Here is a 22,595-nt window from a genome sequence, read left to right as displayed (position 1 = left end):
ATCCCGACCTTGGGCGCCGGCGCGGTGATGCCTTGCGACGCCCGCAACCAGTCGCTCGCGTTGACACCTGCGGCCGTCACACGCCGATGGACTTGTGAGCGGCGGCTGAAAATCAGGCCACGAGCGGAGCCCATGCCCGGCGCTGATGTGCGCGCGCTTCCAGATCCGAAATTCTTCTGCTGAAGCGTGTGCCTGGCATTCAAGTACGGCGGCGTACGGCCGTTGAAGTGACACGACTGCCTATCACCGGGCGGGATCTTCACGCCTGACTTCGCCGTTGACCCGGCCCACGCCAACCAGAGAACCCCGATGAACTTCCTCCGCCTGAACTGGCTGCCCAACCTCAAGATCGCCCACAAGCTGCTGCTGGGGTTCGGGCTCATTCTTGCGTTGATGACGTTGCTGGGCGTTTTCGCGATTACACGCATGCAGGCGATGCACGACGTATCTGCGGAGATCCGCAGCAACTGGCTGCCCAGTGTGCGCGTGACGTCCGACCTCAATGGCGCGACCGCCTACTTCCGCACGCAGGAGTTCGCGCACGTCGTGTCGACCTCCGACGAGGACATGGCGGCCGTCGAAAAGCGCATCGTCCATTACCAGGGGCTGGTCGCGGACATGCGCGCGACCTACGAGCCACTGATCAGCGACCAGAAGGAGCGTGCGCTGTACGACGCGTTCTCCCGAGAGTGGGACGCTTACTCGAAGATGCATGAACAGCTGCTGGTCATCTCGCGCCAGAACCGCACGGAAGAGGCGCGCACCCTGCTTACCACCGAGTCCAGGAAGCACTACTACGCACTGAGCGATGTGCTGACCAAACTGGCCGACCTCAACGTGCGCGGCGCCAACGCCGCAGCCGAGCGAGGGGAGCAGGTCTATGACAACGCAGTCATGGCAATTCTCGCCGCGCTTGCGATCGCGATGCTGGCGGGCACCGCACTGGGCGTAGTCATTTCCCGCTCGATCACGCGGCCCGTGCGCAAGGCCGTCCAGGTCGCGGACGCCGTGGCCGAAGGCCGGCTGGACAACGAATTCAAGGTATTCGGCCGCGACGAGGGCGCGCAGCTGCTGGGCGCGATGAACCGCATGCAGAGCGGGCTCAAGGACTTCGCGTCGGCGCAGGTCGAAATGGGGCGACAGCAGGACGCGGGCGATGTCGACTTCCGCGTCGATGCCGCGCGTTTCCCCGGCGAATACGGCCGCATGGCCGAAGGCGTGAATCACCTCGTCCAATCGCAGCTGGCGGTGATCGAGCGTCTGACCGGCCTTCTGACGGCGTATTCACGTGGCGACCTGTCGCAGGACATCGAGCGCTACCCGGGCAAGAAGGCGCAGGTGACGGCCTCGGTCGATGCGGTCAAGGCCGGCATGATCGCGGTCAATGCCGAGATCCAGACGCTGGTGGATGCCGCAATGGCCGGTGACTTCACCTACCGCGGCGATGCCGAGCGCTCCAGCAACCGTGCACTGATCGAACGCTTCAATACGCTGATGGCGACCGTCGACTCGGGCCTGGGCGAAGTGGGCCGCGTGCTGTCGGCGGTGGCCGATGGCGACCTGACCCGTCGCGTCGACGTGGTGCTGCCGGGCCAGCTCGGCCGCCTGGCGGACGATGCGAACACCACGGTCGATCAGCTGACGCAGATTGCCCGGACGATCAAGGACGCATCGGATTCGATCAACTCGGCCGCAGGCGAGATCTCCTCCGGCAACACCGACCTGTCGCAGCGAACGGAGCAGCAGGCGGCCGCGCTGGAAGAGACCGCCAGTTCGATGGAGGAGCTCACCTCCACCGTGCGTCAGAACGCCGAGAATGCCAACCATGCCAATCGCCTCGCACGTGGCGCGGCCGAGGTGGCGACGCAGGGCGGTGAGGTCGTGGGCCAGGTGCAGTCGACGATGGCCGAGATCGAGGCGTCTTCGCGCAAGGTGGCCGACATCGTCAGCGTGATCGAGGGCATCGCGTTCCAGACGAATATCCTCGCGCTCAACGCGGCCGTCGAAGCGGCGCGCGCCGGTGACCAGGGCCGCGGCTTTGCGGTGGTCGCCAGCGAAGTCCGTTCGCTGGCCCAGCGCTCGGCCACGGCATCGAAGGACATCAAGCAGCTGATCGCCGCGTCCTCGCTCAAGGTGGACCAGGGCGCCGAGCTGGTGGCCCAGGCCGGACAGGCGATGACCGGCATCGTCGAGAGCGTGCAGCGCGTGACCGGGATCATCGCCGACATCGCGGCCGCATCGGTCGAGCAGAGCGCCGGCATCGAGCAGATCAACCAGGCAGTCACCCACATGGACGAAGGCACGCAGCAGAACGCGGCCCTCGTCGAGGAAGCCACCGCCTCGGCGCGCGCGCTCGAGCAGCAGGCCGAACAACTGGTGCAGACGGTCGCCGTATTCAAGCTTGCGGACTCAGCAATGCCTCAAGCCGCAGCCACGGGTACGCGCAACAAGCATGGGATGCGGCAGCCGCATGAAGCGAAGCGCGCGGCGTCAGGAGCGCTCGCGGGCCACACGGCGCGGCCATCGAGCCATCACGCCAAGCGAGCAGTGCGAAGCGCTCCAAGCATGGCGGGCAACGACGGCAACTGGCAGGAATTCTGAGGCAGGCATACCCGGCCCTATCGCGCAGGGCGGATGGAAGGCCATCCGCCCTGCCTGAGCCAGCCGATGAACCTTCGCTGGGTCGTGCCCACCCTGCTTGTTTCGACTTTTCTGTGCTTCGCAGCCAAACGCATGGGCTGGATGTTCAAAGGCCGTACGTCAGGTCCGGCGCCCTCTGACGCCTCAGCCGCTCGTAGCGTGAGGCAGGCTGACACCGGATGGGCGCTCCCGATAGGACATCAGCGTCGCCGTGGAGCACCCGCCCCTACGGCCGCCTTCTTCCGGACTTGTGGTCGGCGCGCCGCGTGACGCTACGCTGCCGATCGCGCCACCAGCAATCAATGAAGGTCAGCGCCCACATCAGGGCTACAAGCGCTACCAAGGCAATGGCAACCGCTTTGATCTCGAAAACTGTCATGCATTGGAACCGCCCGACTGATCAGGGAACCTGCTCAGTTCGACGCAGCTTCCGCGGGTGAGCGGCACCCAGGCTTTCAACGGCCGTTAACGCTGTGCGGGAAGGACCGGTTGCGCGGTGCATGGGCCGCGGTCGACCGGCAGTCCCCTTAGTCCTCGTCCCGAGGCGTCGACAGTGCGACCTCGGCGTCTTCTCCCGCTGCCCGCTCGGCGCGGGACGCCTTCAGCTCGACGAGAAGCCAGAACCCGTCCAGAGCCTCTTCCATTCTCGGAAGTGACTGGAACGGCGTTGGCTGCGGCAGTCGGAACGGGTGCAGATCACCGACGCACTCCCGCACGGCCGCCGTGATGGCGCCGGGCATCGCGTTGAGGGAATCGGCCCACGCGGTAACCTCCGGAAAGTCCGGTAGGCGTGCGCAGTAGCGCCGCGTCTCTCCGCGGGTGATGAAAGCGTAGTAGCCCATGCAGCTGCCTAGCTTGCCCCGGCATAGCGAACGCTGCCGTGACCTCCGGCCCAGCTTGGATACGAGCGGCGCACGAAGACGGCCGTCCGCCCGGCAGGCTGCCGGCGCCTGTTAGCGCTGCCGAGACCAATTCGGGATTGTCGAGCAGCGCGTCCTCCGTCACCTCGACGCGCCTGCGCGCTCTGCACGCCGCTGGCCTGCACAAGCGCCATGAAGCGCTCATCGATGGCGGGCGATCGGAAGTGGCGCGCCGAGAAGTTGAGATCCACGTACTGACCGGGCCCCAACAAGCCGGGGATGACCTGCATTACGCATTCGCGCCAGGGACAGCTTGCAAGTTATGCGCTCACGCGGTTTTGTAGTCACAGGCCCGCGCCACACGGAGGACTCTCCGATGCTGACCCGCTTTCTGCTGCTCGCGCTGCTGGCGAGCGCAAGCGCTGCTATCCATGCCCGGCAATGTCCGGAAGAAAAATCCTATGAAGACGCCAGAGCCGTCGTGAAAGACCTCAGGCGCATCGTTACGCCTGACGGTATCGATGAGTCGTATTTCACCGACATCGGCGGCATTCCGCAGGCGGTCGACGTGCGTGGGGAGGACCGATCCAATCCCCTGCTGCTGTTCGTGCATGGCGGGCCGGCATCACCGGCCATGCCGAGTCACTGGCAGTTCCAGCGGCCGATGGAGGAGGTTTTACCGTCGCACACTGGGACCAGCGCGGCGCCGGAAAGACGCATGCCCGCAACCGCGATGATCCCTCAGTCGCCCACACGCTCTGGATCGACCGCTATGTGGCCGACGCGATCGAAGTCGCGGAGCACCTGCGCACGAAGTACAGCAAGGACAAACTGATTCTCGTCGGACACGGCTGGCACGATGGTGGGCATGCAGGCCGCGCTTCGGCGCCCCGACCTGTTCCACGCGTACGTCGGCATGGGACAGGTGATCAACACACGCGAGAACGAGCGCCTGAGTTTCGAACACGGTCTGGAGCAGGCGAACAAGCGGTGACAAAACCGCCATTGCCGAGCTTGAGTCCATCGCACCGAATCCGGGGCGCTTGCCGATCACGCGCGATCGAATAATCACCGCGCGGAAATGGCCTCAACAGTACGGCGGCCTGACGGCGTATCGCGATGGGGAATCCAAGTACTACTACGGCGCGTCACTGCTCTCGCCCGAATACGGCTGCGAAGACCGCCGCGCATTTTTCACGGCAGCGTGTTCCCGCTGGACAAGGTGCTCGATGAGTACCTGCAGGTGGATTTCACCGACGTGCGCAGGTTTCCGATCCGATGGTGATGTCCATGGGCCGGCACGACTACACCACGCCATCGGCGCCCACGGCGGCCTGGCTCGAGCAGGCGGATGCGCCGTACAAGAAAGGCATCTGGTTCGAACATGCGGCGCACATGATTCCGTGGGAGGAGCCGGGCAGGACGCTGCTCAATCTGGTCACGCATGTGCGTCCCTTGGCGACGCCGGCCGACGAGCCGGTGCAGGCCCGAAGCGAAACCGCTCGATAGACGGCGCGAAACTCAAGGCTAACGTCCAGAGCGGCACGGCTACGCAGAACATCGAATCGAGAACCGGCGCCAGCCGCATGCAGGGCTGGAATGTGCAAAGCGCGAACATTTCCGGTAGTCGCGTCCAACGTGGCCACCCGGCCGCCCGGCAACCAGCACGGTCGACGAAAGCACGCGGATGGCGGCGTCGGCGGCCAGTGCCAATCCGGGGCGCGGAAGCCCGAGCTACATCAATGCCGAGCACGACGAGCACGACGAGCACGAACTCTAGGGGCGCAACCTCGCGGGCGAGGCCTTCATCAATCCTCGCTTCAGACTGCGCTGCTGACGCGGGCCCAGCTTGCCAACGTCACCCGCCGATCAACGAGCCAGCACGGTCATCAGCAGCTCATGCAGGGCTTCCACTGTCGTCGGCTTGACGAGGTGATGGTCGAACCCGGCGGCGAACGCGCGCTGGCGGTCCTCCTGCTGCCCGTATCCGGTCAGGGCCACCAGCACCGGCGCATAGCCCGGGATGGCGCGGATGCGCTGCGCGAGTTCGTAGCCGTCCATGCCCGGCATCGCGATGTCCAGAAACGCGACACGGGGCCGGAACTCCTCCACCGCGCTGAGCGCCGAGGCGCCGTCGTAGCACGCGCGTGGCTCCTGCCCGAGCCACTTGAGCATCAGGGCCAGCGTGTTTGCCGACGGCTCGACGTCATCAACCACGAGCACCCGGTGCGACGGCGGCGTCGGGAGCGATTTGGCGGGCGTCGAGGCTGGCGCGGACACCGTACTTTCTTCGGTCGCGACGGGAAGCCGGACGACGAATTCGCTTCCGCGCCCCGGGCCTTCGCTGATCGCCTCGATCGTGCCGCCATGCAGCTCGACAAGGTTTTTCACGAGCGTAAGCCCGATGCCCAGGCCGCCATGGGTCCGACCGAGCGACTGGTCGACCTGGGCGAACATCTCGAACACGCCGCCGAGCATCTCGCCCGGGATGCCGCAGCCGTTGTCGCGCACCACCACGACCACCGCCTCGCCCTCGCGCTTCGCGCTCAGCTGGATCCGTCCGCCCGGGCTGGTGTACTTGGCCGCGTTGTGGAGCAGGTTGCCGAAGACCTGGACGAGCCGGCCGAGGTCGGCGTCGACAAACACCGGTTCGGCAGGCAAGGCGATGGTCAGTTCGTGGCGGTGCGCGTCGACGAAGGGTTTGAGCGCTTCGACTGCGCCCTCCACCGCGGCCGAAAGGTCGACGCGATCCCTCCTGAGCTCGATCTTGCCGCGGGTGATGCGGGACACGTCGAGCAGGTCGTCGATCAGGCGAACCATCTGCTGCACCTGTCGCCCCATCATGTCGCGCAGCCGGCTTGCTTCCTCCGGCTTTTGCTTGAGCAGCGGCCAGACCTGCAACGCGTTCGAGATCGGCGCAAGCGGGTTTCGCAGCTCGTGTGCGAGCGTCGCGAGGAACTGATCCTTGCGCCGACTGGCTTCCGCGAGCGCTTCTTCCGCGAGGTGCCGCTCGGTCACGTCGGCGACAGTGCCAACGAAGCTCGACACCACGCGTGATTCGCCCTGCCCATCGAACGAGGCGATACCACGCGCTTCCAGCCAACGCAGCGTGCCGTCGGGGCGATTGATCCGGAACTGGACCGCATACGGCTGCGGCTCGACCGGGTGCACCGCCGCCTCGACGGCCGCCCACAGGCGCGGCGCGTCCTCGGGGTGCAGCAGCGCACCGATCTCCTCCGCGCGGCGCGGGCCGGGCCCTTCGAGGCCGTAGATTTCCGCGTAGCGCGCATCGTGCGTGACCAGGCCCGTCGCCAGGTCGTACTGCCACCAGCCGAGCCGGGCGGCATCGAGCGCGAGCTGTCGCTGCGCGGCAAGCGCCGCCTGGCGCTCGCGCGCGACCCTCAGGTCGGTGATGTCGGCCACCATCGCCGTGATGTAGCGCACGCGGCCGTCGGCACCACGAGCCCCGGAGACCGCGCTCTGCACCCAGACGGCCGATCCGTCGGGCCTGACATAGCGCTTCTCGATCGTGAAGTCCGCAATCAGGCCTTGCGCCAGCTGCGCGAACAGCGAGACATTCCCGCCCACATCCTGCGAATGCGTGAGGTCCTGCATGCGCAGCGTCAGCAGCTCTTCCCGCGATCGGCCCACAATTTCGCAATAACGATCGTTGACGAGCACGAACCGGCCTTCGAGGTCGACCTGTGCGATGCCGCCGGTGGATTGCTCGAACAGGGCACGGAAACGCTGCTCGCTTTCGCGCAGCGCATCCTGCGCCCGCTTGGACTCGGTGACGTCGCGGGCAAGGCCGAACCACTCGACGATGTCGCCGCGCTCGTCGAGGATCGGAACCGCGCGCGAGTGCGTCCAGGTTTCGCCTCCGTCGGGCCCGAAGACGCGATGTTCCAGTTCGAACACGCCTTTCGTCGCGATGGCAGCCGCGATCGCGGCCTTGACCCTCGCATGCTCGTCGGCAGGCACGCGCTGCATCCAGTCGCGGATCGGCGCGTCGCTGCTGGCCACCAGGCCGCGGCCATCGAGCGGCTGCAACTCGCTCCAGTCCGCGCTCATGCGGTAGACCACGTCCGAGGTCGCCGCGAGCAACGCGTTGAGTCTGGCTTCGGCCCCTATCCGCCCGCCGTCCGAGCGAGCGCCGTCCCGGGCAGGGTCTTCGGTCGCAGTCGGATCGCGATCGGTCACGTCGGTTCTCACTGCGGCGAAGCTTTTGTGGGTGCGCAGTTTCGAACTATACGCATGCGGACCGCGGCCTACGGGCCGGCGTGCAGGGCTACTGTCGCCCGCCCTGCGCTACCCGCGCCTGCGCGTCGAGCACGCGGCGAAACCCCTGCGCGAGTTCGAGCGCGGGGCCTTTGTTCCAGAAGTGGACGAAGTAGAACGCCGGCTGCTCGCCCACCATGTGGTTGTGGAGCGCGACGACATGGAACCCCGCCTCGCGAAGCGCCCGGAGCACCGGCTGGACTTCCTCGGCGCTCATGATGAAATCGCCATCGACTGCGGCGAGCTGATCCGAGCCGGTGAACGCGGCCCACGTCGTCAGCCCCATCGATGCGCCGATCGTCTCGCCGTGCATGCGGCCCTCGCGCCCGATCGTCACCTTCGCGACATCCCCGTTGACCTCGGCGCGGTGACCGATCGCCTGTCCGATCGCGTCGGCATCGAGGTTGCCCACGCGCGGCACCGCGCCGCCGAAGCCGGTCGCGGGCTGCGGGCGCTGCTTGCGCACCGCCTTGATCGCATCCCAGACCGCCTTGACGCCTGCCGCCAGTGGCTCAGGCTCGCCGCGGCCACCGATGTGCATGAAATACACCTTCGGTTTGTCGAAGAAGAAATGGTTGTGCAGCCCGGTCACGTCGAGCCCGGCCTTGAACGCCGCGTCCATCGCCGCGTCGACTTCGTCCTCGAACACGACGGTGTCGCCCATCACCATCGCCTGCTCGCCCATCGGCGCGAACGCGGCCCACGAGCCCAGGCCGGCCGCAGGAGGCAGCTTCAGCCCATCGACCACGACCGGAACGTCGTCGCGGGGCCAGCCGATGCGGACCACGCCGTCGGGCTGCTTCTTCGCCTGCGCGCCGCTGGCTTCATGGATCTTCGCGGGGTCGATCTCCGCGGCGAACGCGGGCGCCTGCGCGAAGCACAGCGCCAGCATGACCACGCTGGCGGCGAGGCTTCGGGTAACCGGCTTGCAGCGACTGGACATGGCGTGGCGGCCCCTCTTTACGGTTGAGCTCATCGTGGAATACGGGGCGTTAATTCGGCGCCCTCGACGCTGCGACAGCGCGCGCCGCGATAGCGTGCCGGGCAGAAGGGAGTCCATGACCGACACACGCCTAGAAATCCAATCGCTGGGCTTCGGCCTGCTCTCCGGCATCAGCCTGACGCTGCATCCCGGCGGATGCGTGGGCCTGATGGGTCCGTCCGGTTGCGGCAAAAGCCGGCTGCTGCGTGCGATCGCTGATCTCGATCCGAACGAGGGCGACGTGCGGCTCAACGGCCGCGACCGCATGCGCTTTACGCCGTCGCAATGGCGACGATGCGTGGCGCTGCTGCCGTCCGAGAGCCACTGGTGGGCCGAGCGGGTGGGCGAGCATTTCGTCGCCAGCAGCGAAGACCTGCAGGCGCTGGACCTGCCACCGGAGGCGATCGACTTCGCGGTGTCGCGGCTGTCCAGTGGAGAGCGACAGCGGCTGGCGATCCTGCGCACATTCGCCGTCGACCCTCCGGTGGCGCTGCTCGACGAGCCCACCGCGAACCTGGACGACGCGAACACCCGCCGTGTCGAGCAATGGGTGGCGCGGCAACGGCGCGACCGCGGCATTTCGATGCTCTGGGTCAGCCATGACGAAGCGCAGCTCGAGCGCGTCGCCTCGCGCGCACTGTCGATCCGCAACGGCGTGCTGGTGCCGCTTTGGACGCGATGATCCGGCTGGAATGGAGTGATCTGGCCCTGGCGGCGACGCTGGTGCTGATCCTCGCGGCGCTGAGCTGGCGAAGCCGGCTGGGCATCGAGCGCACGCTGCTGGTGGCGGCCATCCGCACCGCCCTGCAGCTCACGCTGATCGGGCTGGTGCTGGACGTGCTGTTCTCGCTCAGCCGGCTCGAATGGGTCGCCGCGCTCGCCGGCGTGATGGTGCTGCTGGCCGGGCGCGAGGTCATGGCGCGGCAGGCGCGCCCGTTCGCGGGCTGGTGGGGCTATGGGCTTGGAACGCTCGCGATGGCGGCTTCGTCGTGCGCGGTGACGGTGCTCGCGCTCACCACGATGGTCTCGCCCACGCCGTGGTACGAGCCGCGCTACAGCATTCCGCTGCTCGGCATGCTGCTCGGCAACACGATGACGGGCGTGGCGCTGAGCCTTGAGCGGCTGACCGAGAGCACGTACCGCCGCCGCGGCGAAATCGAAGGCCGCCTGATGCTCGGCGCGACGGCGAAACAGGCGATCGCCGACATTCGCCAGGAGAGCATGCGTGCCGGCATGACCCCGATCATCAACGGCATGGTCGCTGCGGGCATCATCAGCCTGCCCGGCATGATGACCGGACAGATCCTTGCCGGTGCGCCGCCGGTCGAAGCGGTGAAGTACCAGATCCTGATCATGTTCCTGATCGCGGCCGGCACGGGCTTCGGCACATTCGTTGCGGTGGCCATGGGCTCACGCAGGCTGTTCGACGATCGCGAACGCCTGCGCATAGATCGACTGAAGCCGCCGCGGCGTTAGACCGGCCCTTCAGGACGCCAGCCGAAGCAGCGGGATCAGCCCGAACCAGATCACATAGCCGAGCGTCGCGACGATCAGGCCGTCGATGCGGCCGGGCACGTGCTTGCCGCGGATCCGCCGCCCCAGCAGCCACGTCAGCAGCGCGGCATGCGGAAGCACCGGCCAGACAATGCCGTCATAGGCACCGCCGCCCAGCCCGAGGACTTCCCAGACCAGCGCGGCCGCGGCGGCCAGCAGTACGAAAACCAGCGCCAGTCGCAGCGCGTTCTTGTGCCCCAGGCGCACCGCCAGCGTGCGCTTGCCGGCCGACGCGTCGGACTCGAGATCGGGTATTCCGGCCAGGATGATCGACGGGTACGTCGCCAGCAGCAGCGGCACGCTGAGCAGCCACGGTGCGGGGTCGCTCCATGTCCCGCCGAGGAACACATAACCGCACAGCAACACGCCGATGCTGTGCGTCGCTGCGACATCGAGTTCGCCCAGGCCCCGATAGCTGAGTTTCAACGGCGGCGCCGTGTAGCCGATCGCGAACACGGCCAGCATGCCCAGCGTTGCCAGCACGGCCACCGCCGGCGCGGTCGATACCGACACCAGCCATGCCGCGCTGGCGACAAGCCCGAGCAGCGCTGCAGTGATGCCGCGCTTTACCTCGCGCACGCCCAGCAGGCCATCGACCAGCACCCGCGAGCCGCCGGTAAAGGTGCTGAAGTAGCGGTTGCGCTGGTCGGTGGGCAGATCGACCACCTCGTTGACCAGCACGGTGGCGACTTCCAGCAGGAACAGGCAGAGGTAGCCGATCCAGAACACCGGCGTCTTGAAGACCTGCCCACCCGGCGAGGCCGCCAGCGCACCGATCGCGTATGCCACCCACGACATCGGATAGAACTGCAGCCGCAGGCTGCGCAGCCACGCCGCCGCTTTATGCCCCAGTTGCTCGAAAGGCGTGATGCGGCCATGTGCAAGCGCCCGCCCCTGCTGCTCGGCCCGGTCCAGCCATGCCTGGCGTTGCGCATCGTCGGCCTGCTTGACCGAACCGAACACCAGCGAACGCACCGGGCGCACACCGCAGAACCCCAGCGTGGCGCGAGCCAGCGCGTTCCGGCCCGGCTGGCGGTAGATGAGCCGGTGCACCAGCGGCGGCGTGTCCATCGTGGTGATCAGCTGGGCCGAACGGCCCTGCAGCAGGCCCTGGTAGCCCGTGCCGCCTTCGGTCGTCCTGAATGCGAAGCCCGGCGTCATCAGCCGGTCCAGAAACCCCTTGAGCAGCGCAGGCGCCGTGCCCCACCAGGTGGGATAGACGAATACCAGGTGATCGGCCCAGAGAATCAGCTCCTGCGCCTGGCGCAGGTCGTCCTCGAGCGGCTGATCGTTCGGAGAACGCGTGTGCAGGTGCGCATCGAAATCCAGCGTCGCCAGATCCAGCCGACGCACCTCCACGCCGGCCGCCCGGCTGCCCGCGCCGAAGGCCTCGGCCAGCGCCCCGCAGAAGCTGTCCACGCGCGGATGGCCAAGAATCACCAGCACGTTCATCGACCGCCCAACCTATCCAGAGCCATCAGCCACCGTGGTTCGTCACGAATCTGCGGATCACCGCGGCTGCAGGCCCGCCCGTTGGCAGGTCCGATGCATGCGCCGCACGTCTGCCATCAAAAATGGCGGAGGGGATTGTTGCCGGCCTCGGCGAGAGGCTTCGTGACGCCTCGTGCATGGCTTCGTTGGGAGCGTCGACTGCGGGTCGAGCAACTCGACGCCTACACCGTCGCGAGTGGACGGTCCTCAAACAGCAGGGCCGGGAAATGACCCCCGGCCCTGCTGATGCACTGCGCAGTCACTGCAAAGCGCCTCGGCCTGAATACGCGAGGCCGCTTCCAACGCGCCCGGCGGATCAACCGCCGACGCCGTTCTCCTGGGCCGCGTCGCTCGCTTCCTCTGCAGCGTCCTTGGCTTCCTCGGCCGCCTCGGCCGCCTGCTCGGCTGCATCGCCCAGCTCACCGCCTTCCACGCCCGGCGCCGGCGTCGCCGCGCGTGCCGCTTCGGCTGCGGCAGCTGCTGCGTCGGCTGCGGCCTGCGCCGTGTCCGCGGCCACGGCGTCGCCGGTTGCGGCCGCCTCGCTCGCTGCCTCCTGGGCCTCACCCGCGGCTTCGGCCGCTTCACCTGCCGGATTGTCGTTGCAGGCGGCCAGCGCCAGGCCGAGCGCCAATGCGAGTAGTGCCTTGCTCGTGTTCATCGTGTTTCCTCGTCAACTTGGATGGCGCACGGTCGCGCCGGTGCAGGCTTGACCGGGGTCGGTCGAGGCCATGCGAAGACGCCGGTGTCGCAATCGCCCCCGTTCAGACAGCGCAGTTTCGGCCTCGGCGCCCCGTCGTTGCCACGCGCGGCCGCAATCGGGCGCGTCGGCGATCGGCGTCGCCTGCTGCAAGTTGTAATTACGATAAAACCCCTGCAAAAACGGTCGAATCCCGCATCGAAGACGCGTCGATGCTGAGCGGTTTCTGAAGCGCATGCTGTTTCATTGCTGTAACTACTGCCGCTTGCACCATCGCTTAGCTTCTTTCGCGCTATTGGACACGTCGCTTTCCGCTTTGGAGTTGCAATGCCTGGCCCAGTCGCCGATCACGTGTGGATCGCCGCGCAGGTTGCCAAGTTTCTGCAGGAGTTCGGAAAGGCGCGCCGGTTGGAAGCCCACTCTGCAGGCGTCGCCGAGCCGCATGACCCGAGTGAACTCACTGCCGGACTCGCCTGTGGCGTGGCCCGCGCCTATCGAAGGATGGGTGGACACCCGCCGAACGCGGTGCCGAGGGCGCTGCGGCTGCTGGCCGAGCGCCACGTCGAATTCGCAGACGTCGAAACGAAGCTGATGAGCCAGCTCGGCAGCGATGCGATCGCTGCATGGGCGGACCTGGCCGAAGCCGTGGTCGATGCCGTCGAGCGGGGCGACGACCGGATGGCCCCGATGCTCGAATTCGCGCGCATTTTGAGAGTGCAAAGCCAGAGGCCGGCCGACCCCGACGCGCAGCCCACCGATCCGAACGAGGGGCATGGCGTGGTGCCTTTGCGGCGTGGTGGCAGTTACAAACACCGGCGGCCGTAAGCACGAGTGTTGTCGGCCCATGCGCGCCCGGGTCGTTCAGGCAGCTTACGAAATGCTGTTGCCGGTTGAACCTAGCTTTTACAGCGCCTGCGCGAAGATGGTCTCGCTGCGGGCCGATACATCGCTTCGACTGCCTCCCGCTATCACCACCCGATAACCGACTTGCGAACCCCGCGAGTTCCCCGAGGTTTTGCCTTTAGAGCGAGCCCATCCCCGAATCAAAAAAAGATGACGTTTTGCAATGTCGAACCTGTTGCCACCCAACCTGCGAACGGCCATAGAGAACGTGGATCTCTGGGTCGAAATGGAGATTGCCAACGGAACCGCGCTTGCCGACGTGCTGGCGGGGTTTGATGGCCTGGCCGCCCGCGTCCGCGGAATGACGTGGCCCGCCGAGGAGGTGGCCGTCAGTCGGCGCCTGGCGCTGAGCCGGGCACGCATCTACGGCGCATTTCCGCCCCCGACCTTCGGCGATGGCAACGCGCTGAGCCATTCGATGCACGAGTGACGCGCAGCGCCGGTCGGAACGCGGCGAGCAGGTCGCAACCCGGGGCAGCAGTGCAGCGCCCGAACCCGCGCCCTGGCCCCGATCGGCCTTGCGCATGCACACCGCGCAGATCGCGAACGGGCGCATCAGGCCGCTGAAGTCCCGCGCCGCTCGCGGTCTGGGTTAAATTGCGGCATCGGCGAGGGAGCCGCCGAAGGTGCCGCACGCATGTCCACATCATTCGCCTATCTGCATAGCGCCGACCGCGAAGAGCTGCTGCGGGCAGACGCGCTGGTGGTCGTGCTCAATCGCCGCGAGGTCGAGAGCGATCGCGTCGGGTACACGATCGACCACCTCATGCGCCTGTCCGACGACCCGGTGCTCGCCCAGAAATTCGAAGGGCGGGTGTATCTCGTGTTCGAGGGGTACGCAGGCAAGCAGCCGTACGAAAGTGCCGCTTCCCGCCGCTTCTTCCGGGCGCTCACCGACCAGTGGCCGTACTGGTTCCATTTCCTCGAACGCCGCGAAGGCAGCCTGCGCCTTGCGCTGCGCCTGCTGGTCGATGTCACCGAAGTGCATCGCGTGGGCGCCGCCCCGGTCGCGGTCATCGATGTCGCGCTGTTGAACACCACGGTCGACGGCATGCTGCACGGGCTGGCCGGCATCCACCAGGACCTGCGCATCGGCGCCGACTACACCAGCCGCGCATCCTCGGACGTGCTGCAGGCGCTGCGGGTGCGCGAACCGGTCTGAGCCGCGCATCGGCGCACCAGCCCGCCTGCGTCAGTGCTCGCGTTGCATCATCCAGTCGGTCAGCTGCTGGCCCGGTAGCGGGTGGCAGTAGAAATACCCCTGCAGCGCGTCGCAGCCGGCGCCCTGCAGATACGCGGCCTGCTGCGCGGTCTCCACACCTTCAGCCACCACTTCCAGTTCGAGCGCATGCGCCAGCGCGATGACGCCATGCGCCATCAGGCAGCTTTGCGGATCGTCGGGCAGCTTGCGTACAAACTCGCGATCCAGCTTGATCCGGTCCACCGGCAGCGATGTCAGATAGCTCAGGGCCGAATAGCCGGTGCCGAAGTCATCGATCGCAACCGTCGCACCCCACTCGCGCAGGCGGTCCAGGCTACTGGTGTCGTTGCGGCTGTAGTCGAGCATCTGCCGCTCGGTCAGCTCGACTTCCAGTTCCGAGGCATCCAGGCCCGACCGGTCGAGCGCGGCCTCGACGTAGTCGGCCAAGCGCGGGTCGGCCACTTCCTCGGCACACAGATTCACGCACATGCGGATGGCCTCCCACCCGGCCGCACGCCAGGCACGCGTCTGCGCGCACGCCTTCTCCAGCACCAGCAGACTGATCGGCTCCATCAGTCCCGCCATTCGCGCCAGCTGGATGATCTCGGCGGGAGAGCGATGGGCAAGCTTGGGATCGGTGCAACGCAGCAGTGCCTCGACCGCGTGCACCTTCTGGCTTGCGCCGTCGATCTGCGGCTGGAAATGCAGGTCGAATGAGCCGGTGCGCACCGCGCGGTTGAGCTGGATGCGGTCACGGAAACGCTGATGTGCCACTACATCCAGCCGCTTGGATGCAAACCGGTACGCGCCGCGCGTGGAGTGCTTCGCGCGGTACATCGCCGAGTCCGCAAGGCTGATCAGCTGATCAAGCTCCACCGTGTCGTGCGGAAACACCGCAACGCCGATGCTGCCCGCGATGAACACCTCGGTCTCATCGATGTAGAACGGCTCGGCCAGCGCATCGACCAGCGTCTGCGCAGTGCGCGCACCATCTTCGGGCGCCTGCACATCGGGTTGGATCACCGCGAACTCGTCGCCGCCGAGCCTGGCAAGAAAGTCGGTCCTGCGGATCAGGCTGCCCATGCGCGTAGCCGCCTCACGCAACACCTGGTCACCGGCCGCATGCCCGCAGCGATCGTTGATCTCCTTGAAGTGGTCCAGGTCCACGATGTGCAGCACCAGCGGCTGCTGCCGACGCAGCGCCGAGTCGGCCATGCTGCGCAGTTGCTCGTTGAATGCATGGCGATTGCCGACGCCGGTCAATGCATCAATGCGCGCCAGGCGCTGGATCTCTTCTTCGTGGCGCTTGCGCTCGGTCGCATCGCGCAGCACGGTGACGAAACCGGCGAGCTTGCCGGACGGGCTCTTGATGGGTGACAGCGTGCCGTCTGCCCAGACCAGGGTGCCGTCGCGGCGGCGGTACCAGCGGCTTTCGCTGTAACTGCCTTCGACCAGCGCCGTGCGCAGCTCATGCTTGAGCGTGCCCTGCATGCGATCGATCGAGTCGAAGATCAGGCTCAGCGACTCGCCTTCAACCTCATCGGGCGAGTACTGCAGCAGGCGCGCGGCGCCGCGGTTCCAATGGACGATCTTTCCGCTCCGGCTCAGCACCACAACCGCATGCTCGGCCATGCTGTCCAGCAGCGCCGAAAGCGTCCAATGGGGCCTACCGGAACTCGCCACAGCACGACTCCTTCTGACAGGCGGACGTACTTGCTATCCATGTAGGCCACGTAGGCGTGGGCCGAAAGCGGACAACGTTGTCGCGCGGCGGGCTCAGTGTGTTGTTACTGCAAACCCCAGGCTTGCGCTTCAAGGATGGCGATCCACCTGAACGCCCGACGATGCGTCGCCGCGAGAGCACATCCCTTCTACGGAGCTTGAACAACGCCGCTCCTATCGTCCGCGCATGCCACTTCCCACCGACAGCGCGATACCCCGGCTCGGCCTCACGCTCGCAGTAGCGCTCGCACTGAGCGCGTGCAGCAGCGACGAGCCGGAACAGTCCATGGCCGAGTCCGACACGGGCAGGACGCCGCACGTGATCGACAAAGTCGTCGTGCGGCCGCCTTGGGAGAGCGGTGAAGAGCCGGGCATCGATGAGGCGCCGGCGGCGACCACGACCGCAGAGCAGGAGGCTGTGCTGGTCGGCGAGGAACCGGAGCCGGCACTCGTCGAAGATGCGCTGCCCCAGCCCGAAGAGCGCCCGAGCACGGCGGTCGTGATGGAGCCGCCCAGCCCGCCCCCCGCGCAGCCCGCACCGCGCCCGGCCGAGCCCGTGCGTGGCGAACCCGCACCGGCGACCGCCACCGCGGCCGCGCCACGCCCGGTCGAGCCGATGCGTGCCGAGCCGGCGCAAGCGCCTCGCGCCGAACCATCGCGCCCGGACACGCCGCGCACGGCCGCAACCGCGCGCGACCCGATGCAGGCACGCAGCCTCAACCAGGAAGGCATCGCGCTGATCAACTCGGACCGGCCGGACCAGGCGATCGTCTCGCTCGAGCGCGCCGTCGCGCTGCAGCCGCGCGACCCTGAAATCCTCGGCAACCTCGGCTACGCCTACATGCTCGCCGGCGAGCACGACAAGGCGAGCTCCCAGTTCCAGCGTTCGCTGGACATTGCCCCCACCCGCGCCGCGACTTGGCTCAACCTCGGCCAGACCTATGCCGAGCTGGGCAAGCGCGAAATGGCCGTCGATGCGGTCGTGACCGGCTACCGGCATTCCACGCGCAAGCAGTCCGTGCGTTCGGCTCTGCTGGCCGCCGCCACGGGCCGCAAATACAGCCCGGCCTGGCGCGAAGCTGCCGGGCTGGCGCTTGCACGCATCGGGGACGGTTAGACGACGTCGAGCCGGCCCGTCCCAGATTCGGCTCTGTGGAATGGCGCGCCGTCGCGCCGTGTAATCCAAGACGTGGACCTAAGCCGCCATCCTCCGGCTTCCTGGCTGTTCTACCTGGTTAACGCCGCCGTACGCCAGCACGTCGCCAACGCAGCAGACGCGAGCGCAAAGCCAACCATGCCCCCGACTGCGGCGTAGCCAAGTGTCGCGGCGAGCCCGCGGTCAACCGCGCGGGCGCCGTTCAACAGTGCACCCACGCAAGAGACGAGCACCACCAGCGTGAGGTAAGCAGCCGCACGCTTCGCTTGCCCGGGGGCGAAGTGACGCGCGTATGGCGGATGACTCCTTAGCCAGTGCAGCCCCAGCCACACGATAGCGATCGCACCCACCGCGGTGCTGGCGTGCTGAAGCAGCTTGTACCAGCGAAGCCCCGGAAACACGCTCGGGAGCGCCTCCGACGCGAGCGCAGGCAGCACAGCGACAAAGAAGCCATCGGCATGCGTAAACGCGTCCCAGACCACGTGACTCAGCGCACCAAGCAACACTGCCAGCGCGCCGCCGAGCCAACTCGCATTGCAGCCACATGCGTATCCCGCAGCGAGGCCGGGCGGCATCAGGTCGAGCACGACGGGTCGGACCCACGCGCGATAGATGGCCCATACGACAAGCCCAACCGGCAGGCAGAACACGAGCAGGCCTGTAGAGGTGTGTCCGAACTCACCACGCGGCGCAAGCCGCAGCAGGTACTCGAAGTCGGGCGACATACTGCCGATGACGAGTGCGGCTAGCGGCAAGCGCGGCAGGACCCGTACAAGAAGCAGCGCGGCAGCGGCGTGCGAAGGTGTCAGCGGCATTGGTGACGACTCGGAAAGCGCCGGAAGCGAGGCTGATTACCGTTACGTGTGTTTCCCATTTCCGTCGTAAGCCCTGGCTTGGTGCGCGCCGCAAACCGGCGCCCTGGACACCTCGGTTGGATCCCGGCCTGCCGGGATCTGCGGAGGGCACCCGGGCGCCGCCTCTATTCTGCCCGGGGGAGAATCCAGGCCGCGAGATACGACCGATACGCCACCAGCGCGGCTGTTGATGGCTTCAGTTCCTGAAAAAAAGGAGCGAGGCCGACCTTGAGGAGATCGGCCCCGCCCCTTCGCGATCATGCCCGGCGTTGCTGCTGCCTGCGATCCGCATTCAACGCGTCACTGGCCGCCCTCGGCTTCCTGCTCGACCGCGGCGCCGGCGTCCGGCGAACTTTCCACCTCAGCATCGATCGCGGCCGGCGCCTCAATCGCGGCAGTGGTTGCCACAACCGGCTCGACAGATACGCGAGCCTGCAACTGCAGTGCCGGATCGTCGACCTTGAGCAGCTTCAGCGGGGCGTCGCCTTTGACCGTAGGCGCCAGCGCCATGGTGCGCGTGTCGAGGACATTCACGCCAGCGAAGACGATGCTGGTGCCGAGCTTGGGCAGGAACAGCATGCGGCCATTTTCCTCGGCCAGCTTGTAGCCGACGACCTGGAGCGGCTTGTTGACGTGCGGAAAAAAGCCCTTCGCAGTGACCAGCGAGGCTTCGTCTCGCGGATAAGGCTCGGCGATATCCTTCAGCATGGTCCGAAGCGCCAGCTCCAGCATCGTGTTTACATGCGAATGCAAAAGGGCGCCGCCGTTGGCGGTCCAACTGCCCTCGCCTACGACCGGCTTGCGTGCGCCTTCCGACGTGATGTAACGCGTCGTCCAGACCTTCTTGCCCTTGTCGTCCAGCAATTTCACCCGGAGCGTAACGTACGGCAGCGCCTCGGCCTGGTTCGCGAAGCTGAGCACCACAGCGCCGGTGACCTCGAACTTGCGCTGCCCGGTTTCCGCGGCAGTAAACCTGCCCGCGTAATCGTTCTCCGCCAGCAGCCCCTGCAGCATCTCTGTGGCTTGGTCATGCATCGAGAAGGTCAGCGCCTGCTCAGCGGAGGCCATGGCCTCCTTGCCGTTCTGTGCATTGACCGCGCCTTGGACGGCAACGCCTACCAGCCCGAACAGCAGCATCGGCGCCGCACCGCCTTTCTGATGGCCGGAAATGATCACGTCGCTGTTGGGCACGCGGTAGGTGCCCAGCGGCAGGTCGGTCCACTTGGACACCTTTTCGGTGGAGAACTCCACCCGGGTTGGACCGTCCATGTGCGGCGCAGTAAGAACGGCCTTCGGCGCTGCCAAGGCCTGAAGCGGGACCAGCGCAATCAGCAGCAGGCAGGAGAGGCGGAGCGAGGCTCTTCGGATCATGGCTGTTGTGAATGTTGGGTGAAGACGGCCATCTTCCAAGTTTTGATTCGGAAAGGAAACCGAACGGGCCGATCTGCAGTCGGGTCGCCAATGAGCCGGCTGTGACGGCTGGCTGTGCGTGGTCCATGGAGGGGCTTGGCCCGGGATCTGGTCACAAGGCCGGCGCCGGAGACCCAGGCCCGCCAGACAAGTGCAATCCCAACGCATCAGACCGCTTGCTTGCTTAGCCCGCCCCGTCGGGGCCACTCGTAACCCACTGCGCCGAGCGAGCGGGAAGCACAGCGGGTATCGCCCGCCGTGGGATTTCCCCTTAACCGGCGGGTCGCTGTTCGCCCTCCCGGCAGGCGCCGCCACGCCCGCATGCCTCAGCGGCAGCGGTCGGACTGGGAATCAAGGCTGGCAAAAGGGCCCGAGCGTCGCGCCTCGGCCCCGAAAGCAAGGCAGCAACAGCAACACTGCGGTCCTGGCTGCGTTGGCACCAAGGCCTGCGCCCACCATTCCGCGGGGCGCAGCCCCCCCGGGAGCGTGACGTGTGCCTCATAATCCGCGCAGGCGCGAGCATTGGGGGTCGCGCCGTCATCGGAGCACTGGGATCGTATGCACGGAAGATATGGGCGCCACGTGGGTGGTGCGTTGGTAGTCGCTTCGCTTGCGGCATGGGCAGCGGTGGAGAACACAAGTCCGCACGGGGCGGAGCCCGGCGAAGCCGCAGTCAAGATGGCTCCCGGCCTCATGCGCGCCGAGCGGCTCGCCGCCGATTCCGCCACAGTGGCGGCAGGCGACACGGTAGTCATCGATGTGCTCGCGAACGACCAGACGCTCGAAGGCGATCGGGTTCTTCTGCGCGTGCTGCAGCCGGCCACCGGCACGGCCCGGATCGTAGGAAACACGGTTGCCTACACCGCGCCCGATGGCGTGATGTCCACGGTCGACTTCTATTACCAGGCCAAATCGCGACGCGGCGGATCGCCCCGTTACGGCAAGGTCACGGTGGCGATCGGCCAGCGGATCGCTGTGCTCGGACGCGTGGTGCGATCCCAGCAAGCTCCGACGCAGGTTGAACTGCGGGTGGGGGAGCGCACATACACGACCACGACGGCGCACGACGGCAGCTACCGCGTTCAGGGCCTCGGGTTCGCAGATCACGAGGTCGCCGTAGTAGAGGCCCGTGGCGCGGAGGCCGGGTCGTCGTTGAGGCTGCAAAGCTATCTCGGCACGTTCGGCCGTCTTCGCCAGTCGGCAGGCACCGACCAGGTGCTTGAGCGCGCCGAGAGCAATGCAGTCACGGTGAGCTTTCTGTCCTCTGCGCAGATGGCTCATGCAGTTGCTGCTTATGGGGACGTGCCCGACAGTGACGATGCGTATGAAGCTGCACTGCTGAGCGCGGACATCACTTCAACGTTGCAGCTGGCCGATTTCCTGGACACGGTTGACGCAGGCCGGTATCCGCTGCCGGCGGGGGTGGATGCGCTGACCTATGCGAGCGCTCCCGGCCGAGTCAGGCGCGAATGGAATCCGCCCGACACCATGGTTGGGATCGACTTCCCCCGCCCCGCGCTGAAGGCCGAACAGACCGTGCCGCCTGCGGCAGGCTCATTCGACCGGGCCCAGGTGCTTCTCTGGGACGACATCGGGTCGACCTCGAGGGACGGCATTCGCAGCGTCGAGCTGATCGAACCGACCGCGGATGGCAAGGTCAATTTTATTGACGGCTATGCTCGCGAAGCCGCGCCACTCAGTCCTATGCCGGACGAGCACGGGCGCGCGACGTTTATCCCCTCCGGTCAGTACCTTCTGTCTGAAACGACCGTTCGCACCCGCGACGCCAGTATCCGCCAGCTGCGATACCTGACCAGCCGCAAGCTGATCAAGCTGTTCGAGGGGCGGCACGGCGACCAGTACTTCCAGCAGGACACAATCGCTCTCGTCCACCCCGACCGGCCGACGCTTGACCGCGTTACCCGGCGCTTCACGACATGGGTCGGGTACGAACAGCTGCCCGTAGCCCCGTATTCGGCTGCCGAGGTTGCGGGACGCGCAACGTTCGCGATGTATTGCCTGCGACCGGACTTGCAGACCGGGTTCGGGTACTGCGACTACCCGGTGCACTCGTTTGATGCTTCTGGTAGCGGTCGTATTGAGGCGCTTGGGCCGTCACTCGATGGCTCCGGGACACCGGCTCAGCGTGTCCCGGGCGGATCGTTTGAATGGAGGCGAAATGAAGCGGGCGCGATCGTGCTGCGCCAAGGGCCTGTCACCACGCAGTACGTCCGCGTGACGCGCGAGAACGAGCACGCATCAGGCGTGATCAGCCGCGGCGTGGCCGAAGTCAATGGCGTGACCAAGTACGTCGCCCATTACCAGCAGTCGGTTCGCTTGCAGACGCCCACCACGGAGCTACCGCTGCTGTCGGCAGGCTCGGCATGGTCCCCGGGCCTGGCATGGACTGCACCGTTGAGTCTTTTCGACCCGTGGACCGTGCGCTTTTCGTTCGCGGACGGGAGAGGCGAGGAACGCTCATCCGATGGCTCCGGCTATACAAACATCTTGCGGTTTGCGTGGGCGAACGACAGCGAAGGCGCCTTGCTGAAGCAGTACGAAGGGGGCTTCTATTACGAAGGTGACGCCCTTGTCGTTTCGGAAAGCGACTGTGCGCTGGTCAGTGCCGACGGCCAGTGCCCGGTGACGTTCAGGCGCTGGACGGTGCTGGCATCCATGCATGACCGGCAGTATCTCGTCGAAGAGGAATACGCGTCAGCGCGCTACCCCGCCCAGCCCCTGACGCGTCGCACAGTGAGACCGTTGACGCTTTACCGCAACTGATCCACTGCCGAAAAAAGGACGGGCGCCGGCTTTGCCGTGCGCCCGTCCTTTTTTTATGCCGCG

Annotated in this window: 18 protein-coding genes and 1 pseudogene; 11 read left to right on the top strand and 8 right to left on the bottom strand. The window is 66.7% G+C overall.

From position 1 onward, the window contains the following. The first annotated feature begins 309 nt into the window (after positions 1–309). A complete protein-coding gene (locus tag ACFFGH_RS02410; RefSeq protein WP_386664485.1) occupies positions 310–2,601 on the top strand; it encodes a methyl-accepting chemotaxis protein in 2,292 nt (763 codons plus the stop codon). Positions 2,602–3,167: 566 nt separating this feature from the next. Here the strand turns inward: ACFFGH_RS02410 and ACFFGH_RS02405 are convergent. Continuing rightward, a complete protein-coding gene (locus ACFFGH_RS02405) occupies positions 3,168–3,482 on the bottom strand; it encodes a hypothetical protein (RefSeq protein WP_386664483.1) in 315 nt (104 codons plus the stop codon). A 603-nt stretch (positions 3,483–4,085) separates the two neighbouring features. Between ACFFGH_RS02405 and ACFFGH_RS02400 the strand changes: the two are divergent. From ACFFGH_RS02400 to ACFFGH_RS02390, 3 genes and pseudogenes are all read left to right on the top strand, one after another. Beyond that, positions 4,086–4,292: pseudogene (locus tag ACFFGH_RS02400) on the top strand (hypothetical protein); the annotation flags it as partial. A gap of 76 nt (positions 4,293–4,368) precedes the next feature. Beyond that, positions 4,369–4,494, top strand: a complete 126-nt coding sequence (locus ACFFGH_RS02395; protein WP_386664481.1) for a hypothetical protein — start codon at positions 4,369–4,371, stop codon at positions 4,492–4,494. 296 nt (positions 4,495–4,790) lie between these two features. Beyond that, positions 4,791–5,009, top strand: a complete 219-nt coding sequence (locus ACFFGH_RS02390; RefSeq protein WP_386664480.1) for a hypothetical protein — start codon at positions 4,791–4,793, stop codon at positions 5,007–5,009. Positions 5,010–5,369: 360 nt separating this feature from the next. Here the strand turns inward: ACFFGH_RS02390 and ACFFGH_RS02385 are convergent, their stop codons facing one another. Both ACFFGH_RS02385 and ACFFGH_RS02380 read right to left on the bottom strand, forming a co-directional pair. Beyond that, a complete protein-coding gene (locus tag ACFFGH_RS02385; RefSeq protein ID WP_386664478.1) occupies positions 5,370–7,700 on the bottom strand; it encodes a hybrid sensor histidine kinase/response regulator in 2,331 nt (776 codons plus the stop codon). An 88-nt stretch (positions 7,701–7,788) separates the two neighbouring features. Beyond that, complete coding sequence (locus ACFFGH_RS02380; protein ID WP_386664476.1) at positions 7,789–8,670, bottom strand: DUF1259 domain-containing protein; 882 nt, start codon at positions 8,668–8,670, stop codon at positions 7,789–7,791. Here ACFFGH_RS02380 and ACFFGH_RS02375 point away from each other — a divergent pair. Then, a complete protein-coding gene (locus tag ACFFGH_RS02375) occupies positions 8,669–9,442 on the top strand; it encodes an ABC transporter ATP-binding protein (protein WP_386664474.1) in 774 nt (257 codons plus the stop codon). The two genes, ACFFGH_RS02380 and ACFFGH_RS02375, sit on opposite strands and share 2 nt — an antisense overlap. After that, positions 9,439–10,236, top strand: a complete 798-nt coding sequence (locus ACFFGH_RS02370) for an ABC transporter permease (protein ID WP_386667300.1) — start codon at positions 9,439–9,441, stop codon at positions 10,234–10,236. Before ACFFGH_RS02375 ends, ACFFGH_RS02370 begins: the two co-directional genes overlap by 4 nt. A 9-nt stretch (positions 10,237–10,245) precedes the next feature. Here ACFFGH_RS02370 and ACFFGH_RS02365 read toward each other — a convergent pair whose 3' ends face one another. After that, positions 10,246–11,766: an NAD(P)H-dependent oxidoreductase gene (locus tag ACFFGH_RS02365; protein WP_386664472.1), complete on the bottom strand. Its 1,521-nt coding sequence runs from the start codon at positions 11,764–11,766 to the stop codon at positions 10,246–10,248. Positions 11,767–12,121: 355 nt separating this feature from the next. Next, entirely contained in the window at positions 12,122–12,463 is a 342-nt protein-coding gene (locus ACFFGH_RS02360; RefSeq protein ID WP_386664470.1) for a hypothetical protein, read from the bottom strand. Between the two features lie 366 nt (positions 12,464–12,829). On the opposite strand from ACFFGH_RS02360, the gene ACFFGH_RS02355 reads away from it, so the two are divergent. The 3 genes from ACFFGH_RS02355 to ACFFGH_RS02345 all read left to right on the top strand — a co-directional run bounded on the left by ACFFGH_RS02355 (position 12,830) and on the right by ACFFGH_RS02345 (position 14,567). Further along, complete coding sequence (locus ACFFGH_RS02355) at positions 12,830–13,327, top strand: hypothetical protein (protein WP_386664468.1); 498 nt, start codon at positions 12,830–12,832, stop codon at positions 13,325–13,327. A 241-nt stretch (positions 13,328–13,568) separates the two neighbouring features. Then, entirely contained in the window at positions 13,569–13,835 is a 267-nt protein-coding gene (locus ACFFGH_RS02350; protein WP_386664466.1) for a hypothetical protein, read from the top strand. Positions 13,836–14,042: 207 nt separating this feature from the next. Then, the gene (locus ACFFGH_RS02345) at positions 14,043–14,567 is read left to right on the top strand and encodes a hypothetical protein (protein WP_386664464.1); all 525 of its coding nucleotides are present in this window, start codon (positions 14,043–14,045) and stop codon (positions 14,565–14,567) included. Positions 14,568–14,597: 30 nt separating this feature from the next. Here the strand turns inward: ACFFGH_RS02345 and ACFFGH_RS02340 are convergent, their stop codons facing one another. After that, the gene (locus ACFFGH_RS02340) at positions 14,598–16,289 is read right to left on the bottom strand and encodes a putative bifunctional diguanylate cyclase/phosphodiesterase (protein ID WP_386664462.1); all 1,692 of its coding nucleotides are present in this window, start codon (positions 16,287–16,289) and stop codon (positions 14,598–14,600) included. Positions 16,290–16,515: 226 nt separating this feature from the next. Here ACFFGH_RS02340 and ACFFGH_RS02335 point away from each other — a divergent pair, with 226 nt between their 5' ends. After that, entirely contained in the window at positions 16,516–17,445 is a 930-nt protein-coding gene (locus tag ACFFGH_RS02335) for a tetratricopeptide repeat protein (RefSeq protein WP_386664461.1), read from the top strand. 110 nt (positions 17,446–17,555) lie between these two features. On the opposite strand, the gene ACFFGH_RS02330 is transcribed toward ACFFGH_RS02335, so the two are convergent. Both ACFFGH_RS02330 and ACFFGH_RS02325 read right to left on the bottom strand, forming a co-directional pair. Further along, positions 17,556–18,299, bottom strand: coding sequence for a DUF4184 family protein (locus tag ACFFGH_RS02330; protein ID WP_386664460.1), 744 nt, complete (start codon positions 18,297–18,299; stop codon positions 17,556–17,558). 339 nt (positions 18,300–18,638) lie between these two features. Then, a complete protein-coding gene (locus ACFFGH_RS02325; RefSeq protein WP_386664458.1) occupies positions 18,639–19,709 on the bottom strand; it encodes a hypothetical protein in 1,071 nt (356 codons plus the stop codon). Between the two features lie 717 nt (positions 19,710–20,426). Here ACFFGH_RS02325 and ACFFGH_RS02320 point away from each other — a divergent pair. Then, entirely contained in the window at positions 20,427–22,532 is a 2,106-nt protein-coding gene (locus ACFFGH_RS02320) for an Ig-like domain-containing protein (protein ID WP_386664456.1), read from the top strand. The last annotated feature ends 63 nt before the right edge of the window (positions 22,533–22,595 follow it).

This window comes from Lysobacter korlensis, from assembly GCF_042434515.1.
This window is presented reverse-complemented; position numbering and strand designations above follow the sequence as displayed.

Excerpts from the sequence above, each read along its gene's own strand:
- ACFFGH_RS02345 (WP_386664464.1), top strand. The coding sequence starts at position 14,043 with ATGTCCACATCATTCGCCTATCTGCATAGCGCCGACCGCGAAGAGCTG.
- ACFFGH_RS02375 (WP_386664474.1), top strand. The coding sequence starts at position 8,669 with ATGACCACGCTGGCGGCGAGGCTTCGGGTAACCGGCTTGCAGCGACTG.
- ACFFGH_RS02370 (WP_386667300.1), top strand. The coding sequence starts at position 9,439 with ATGATCCGGCTGGAATGGAGTGATCTGGCCCTGGCGGCGACGCTGGTG.
- ACFFGH_RS02410 (WP_386664485.1), top strand. The coding sequence starts at position 310 with ATGAACTTCCTCCGCCTGAACTGGCTGCCCAACCTCAAGATCGCCCAC.
- ACFFGH_RS02355 (WP_386664468.1), top strand. The coding sequence starts at position 12,830 with ATGCCTGGCCCAGTCGCCGATCACGTGTGGATCGCCGCGCAGGTTGCC.
- ACFFGH_RS02395 (WP_386664481.1), top strand. The coding sequence starts at position 4,369 with ATGCAGGCCGCGCTTCGGCGCCCCGACCTGTTCCACGCGTACGTCGGC.
- ACFFGH_RS02390 (WP_386664480.1), top strand. The coding sequence starts at position 4,791 with ATGGGCCGGCACGACTACACCACGCCATCGGCGCCCACGGCGGCCTGG.
- ACFFGH_RS02365 (WP_386664472.1), bottom strand. The coding sequence starts at position 11,766 with ATGAACGTGCTGGTGATTCTTGGCCATCCGCGCGTGGACAGCTTCTGC.
- ACFFGH_RS02325 (WP_386664458.1), bottom strand. The coding sequence starts at position 19,709 with ATGATCCGAAGAGCCTCGCTCCGCCTCTCCTGCCTGCTGCTGATTGCG.
- ACFFGH_RS02405 (WP_386664483.1), bottom strand. The coding sequence starts at position 3,482 with ATGGGCTACTACGCTTTCATCACCCGCGGAGAGACGCGGCGCTACTGC.
- ACFFGH_RS02350 (WP_386664466.1), top strand. The coding sequence starts at position 13,569 with ATGTCGAACCTGTTGCCACCCAACCTGCGAACGGCCATAGAGAACGTG.
- ACFFGH_RS02330 (WP_386664460.1), bottom strand. The coding sequence starts at position 18,299 with ATGCCGCTGACACCTTCGCACGCCGCTGCCGCGCTGCTTCTTGTACGG.
- ACFFGH_RS02320 (WP_386664456.1), top strand. The coding sequence starts at position 20,427 with ATGGCTCCCGGCCTCATGCGCGCCGAGCGGCTCGCCGCCGATTCCGCC.
- ACFFGH_RS02380 (WP_386664476.1), bottom strand. The coding sequence starts at position 8,670 with ATGCTGGCGCTGTGCTTCGCGCAGGCGCCCGCGTTCGCCGCGGAGATC.
- ACFFGH_RS02335 (WP_386664461.1), top strand. The coding sequence starts at position 16,516 with ATGCCACTTCCCACCGACAGCGCGATACCCCGGCTCGGCCTCACGCTC.
- ACFFGH_RS02360 (WP_386664470.1), bottom strand. The coding sequence starts at position 12,463 with ATGAACACGAGCAAGGCACTACTCGCATTGGCGCTCGGCCTGGCGCTG.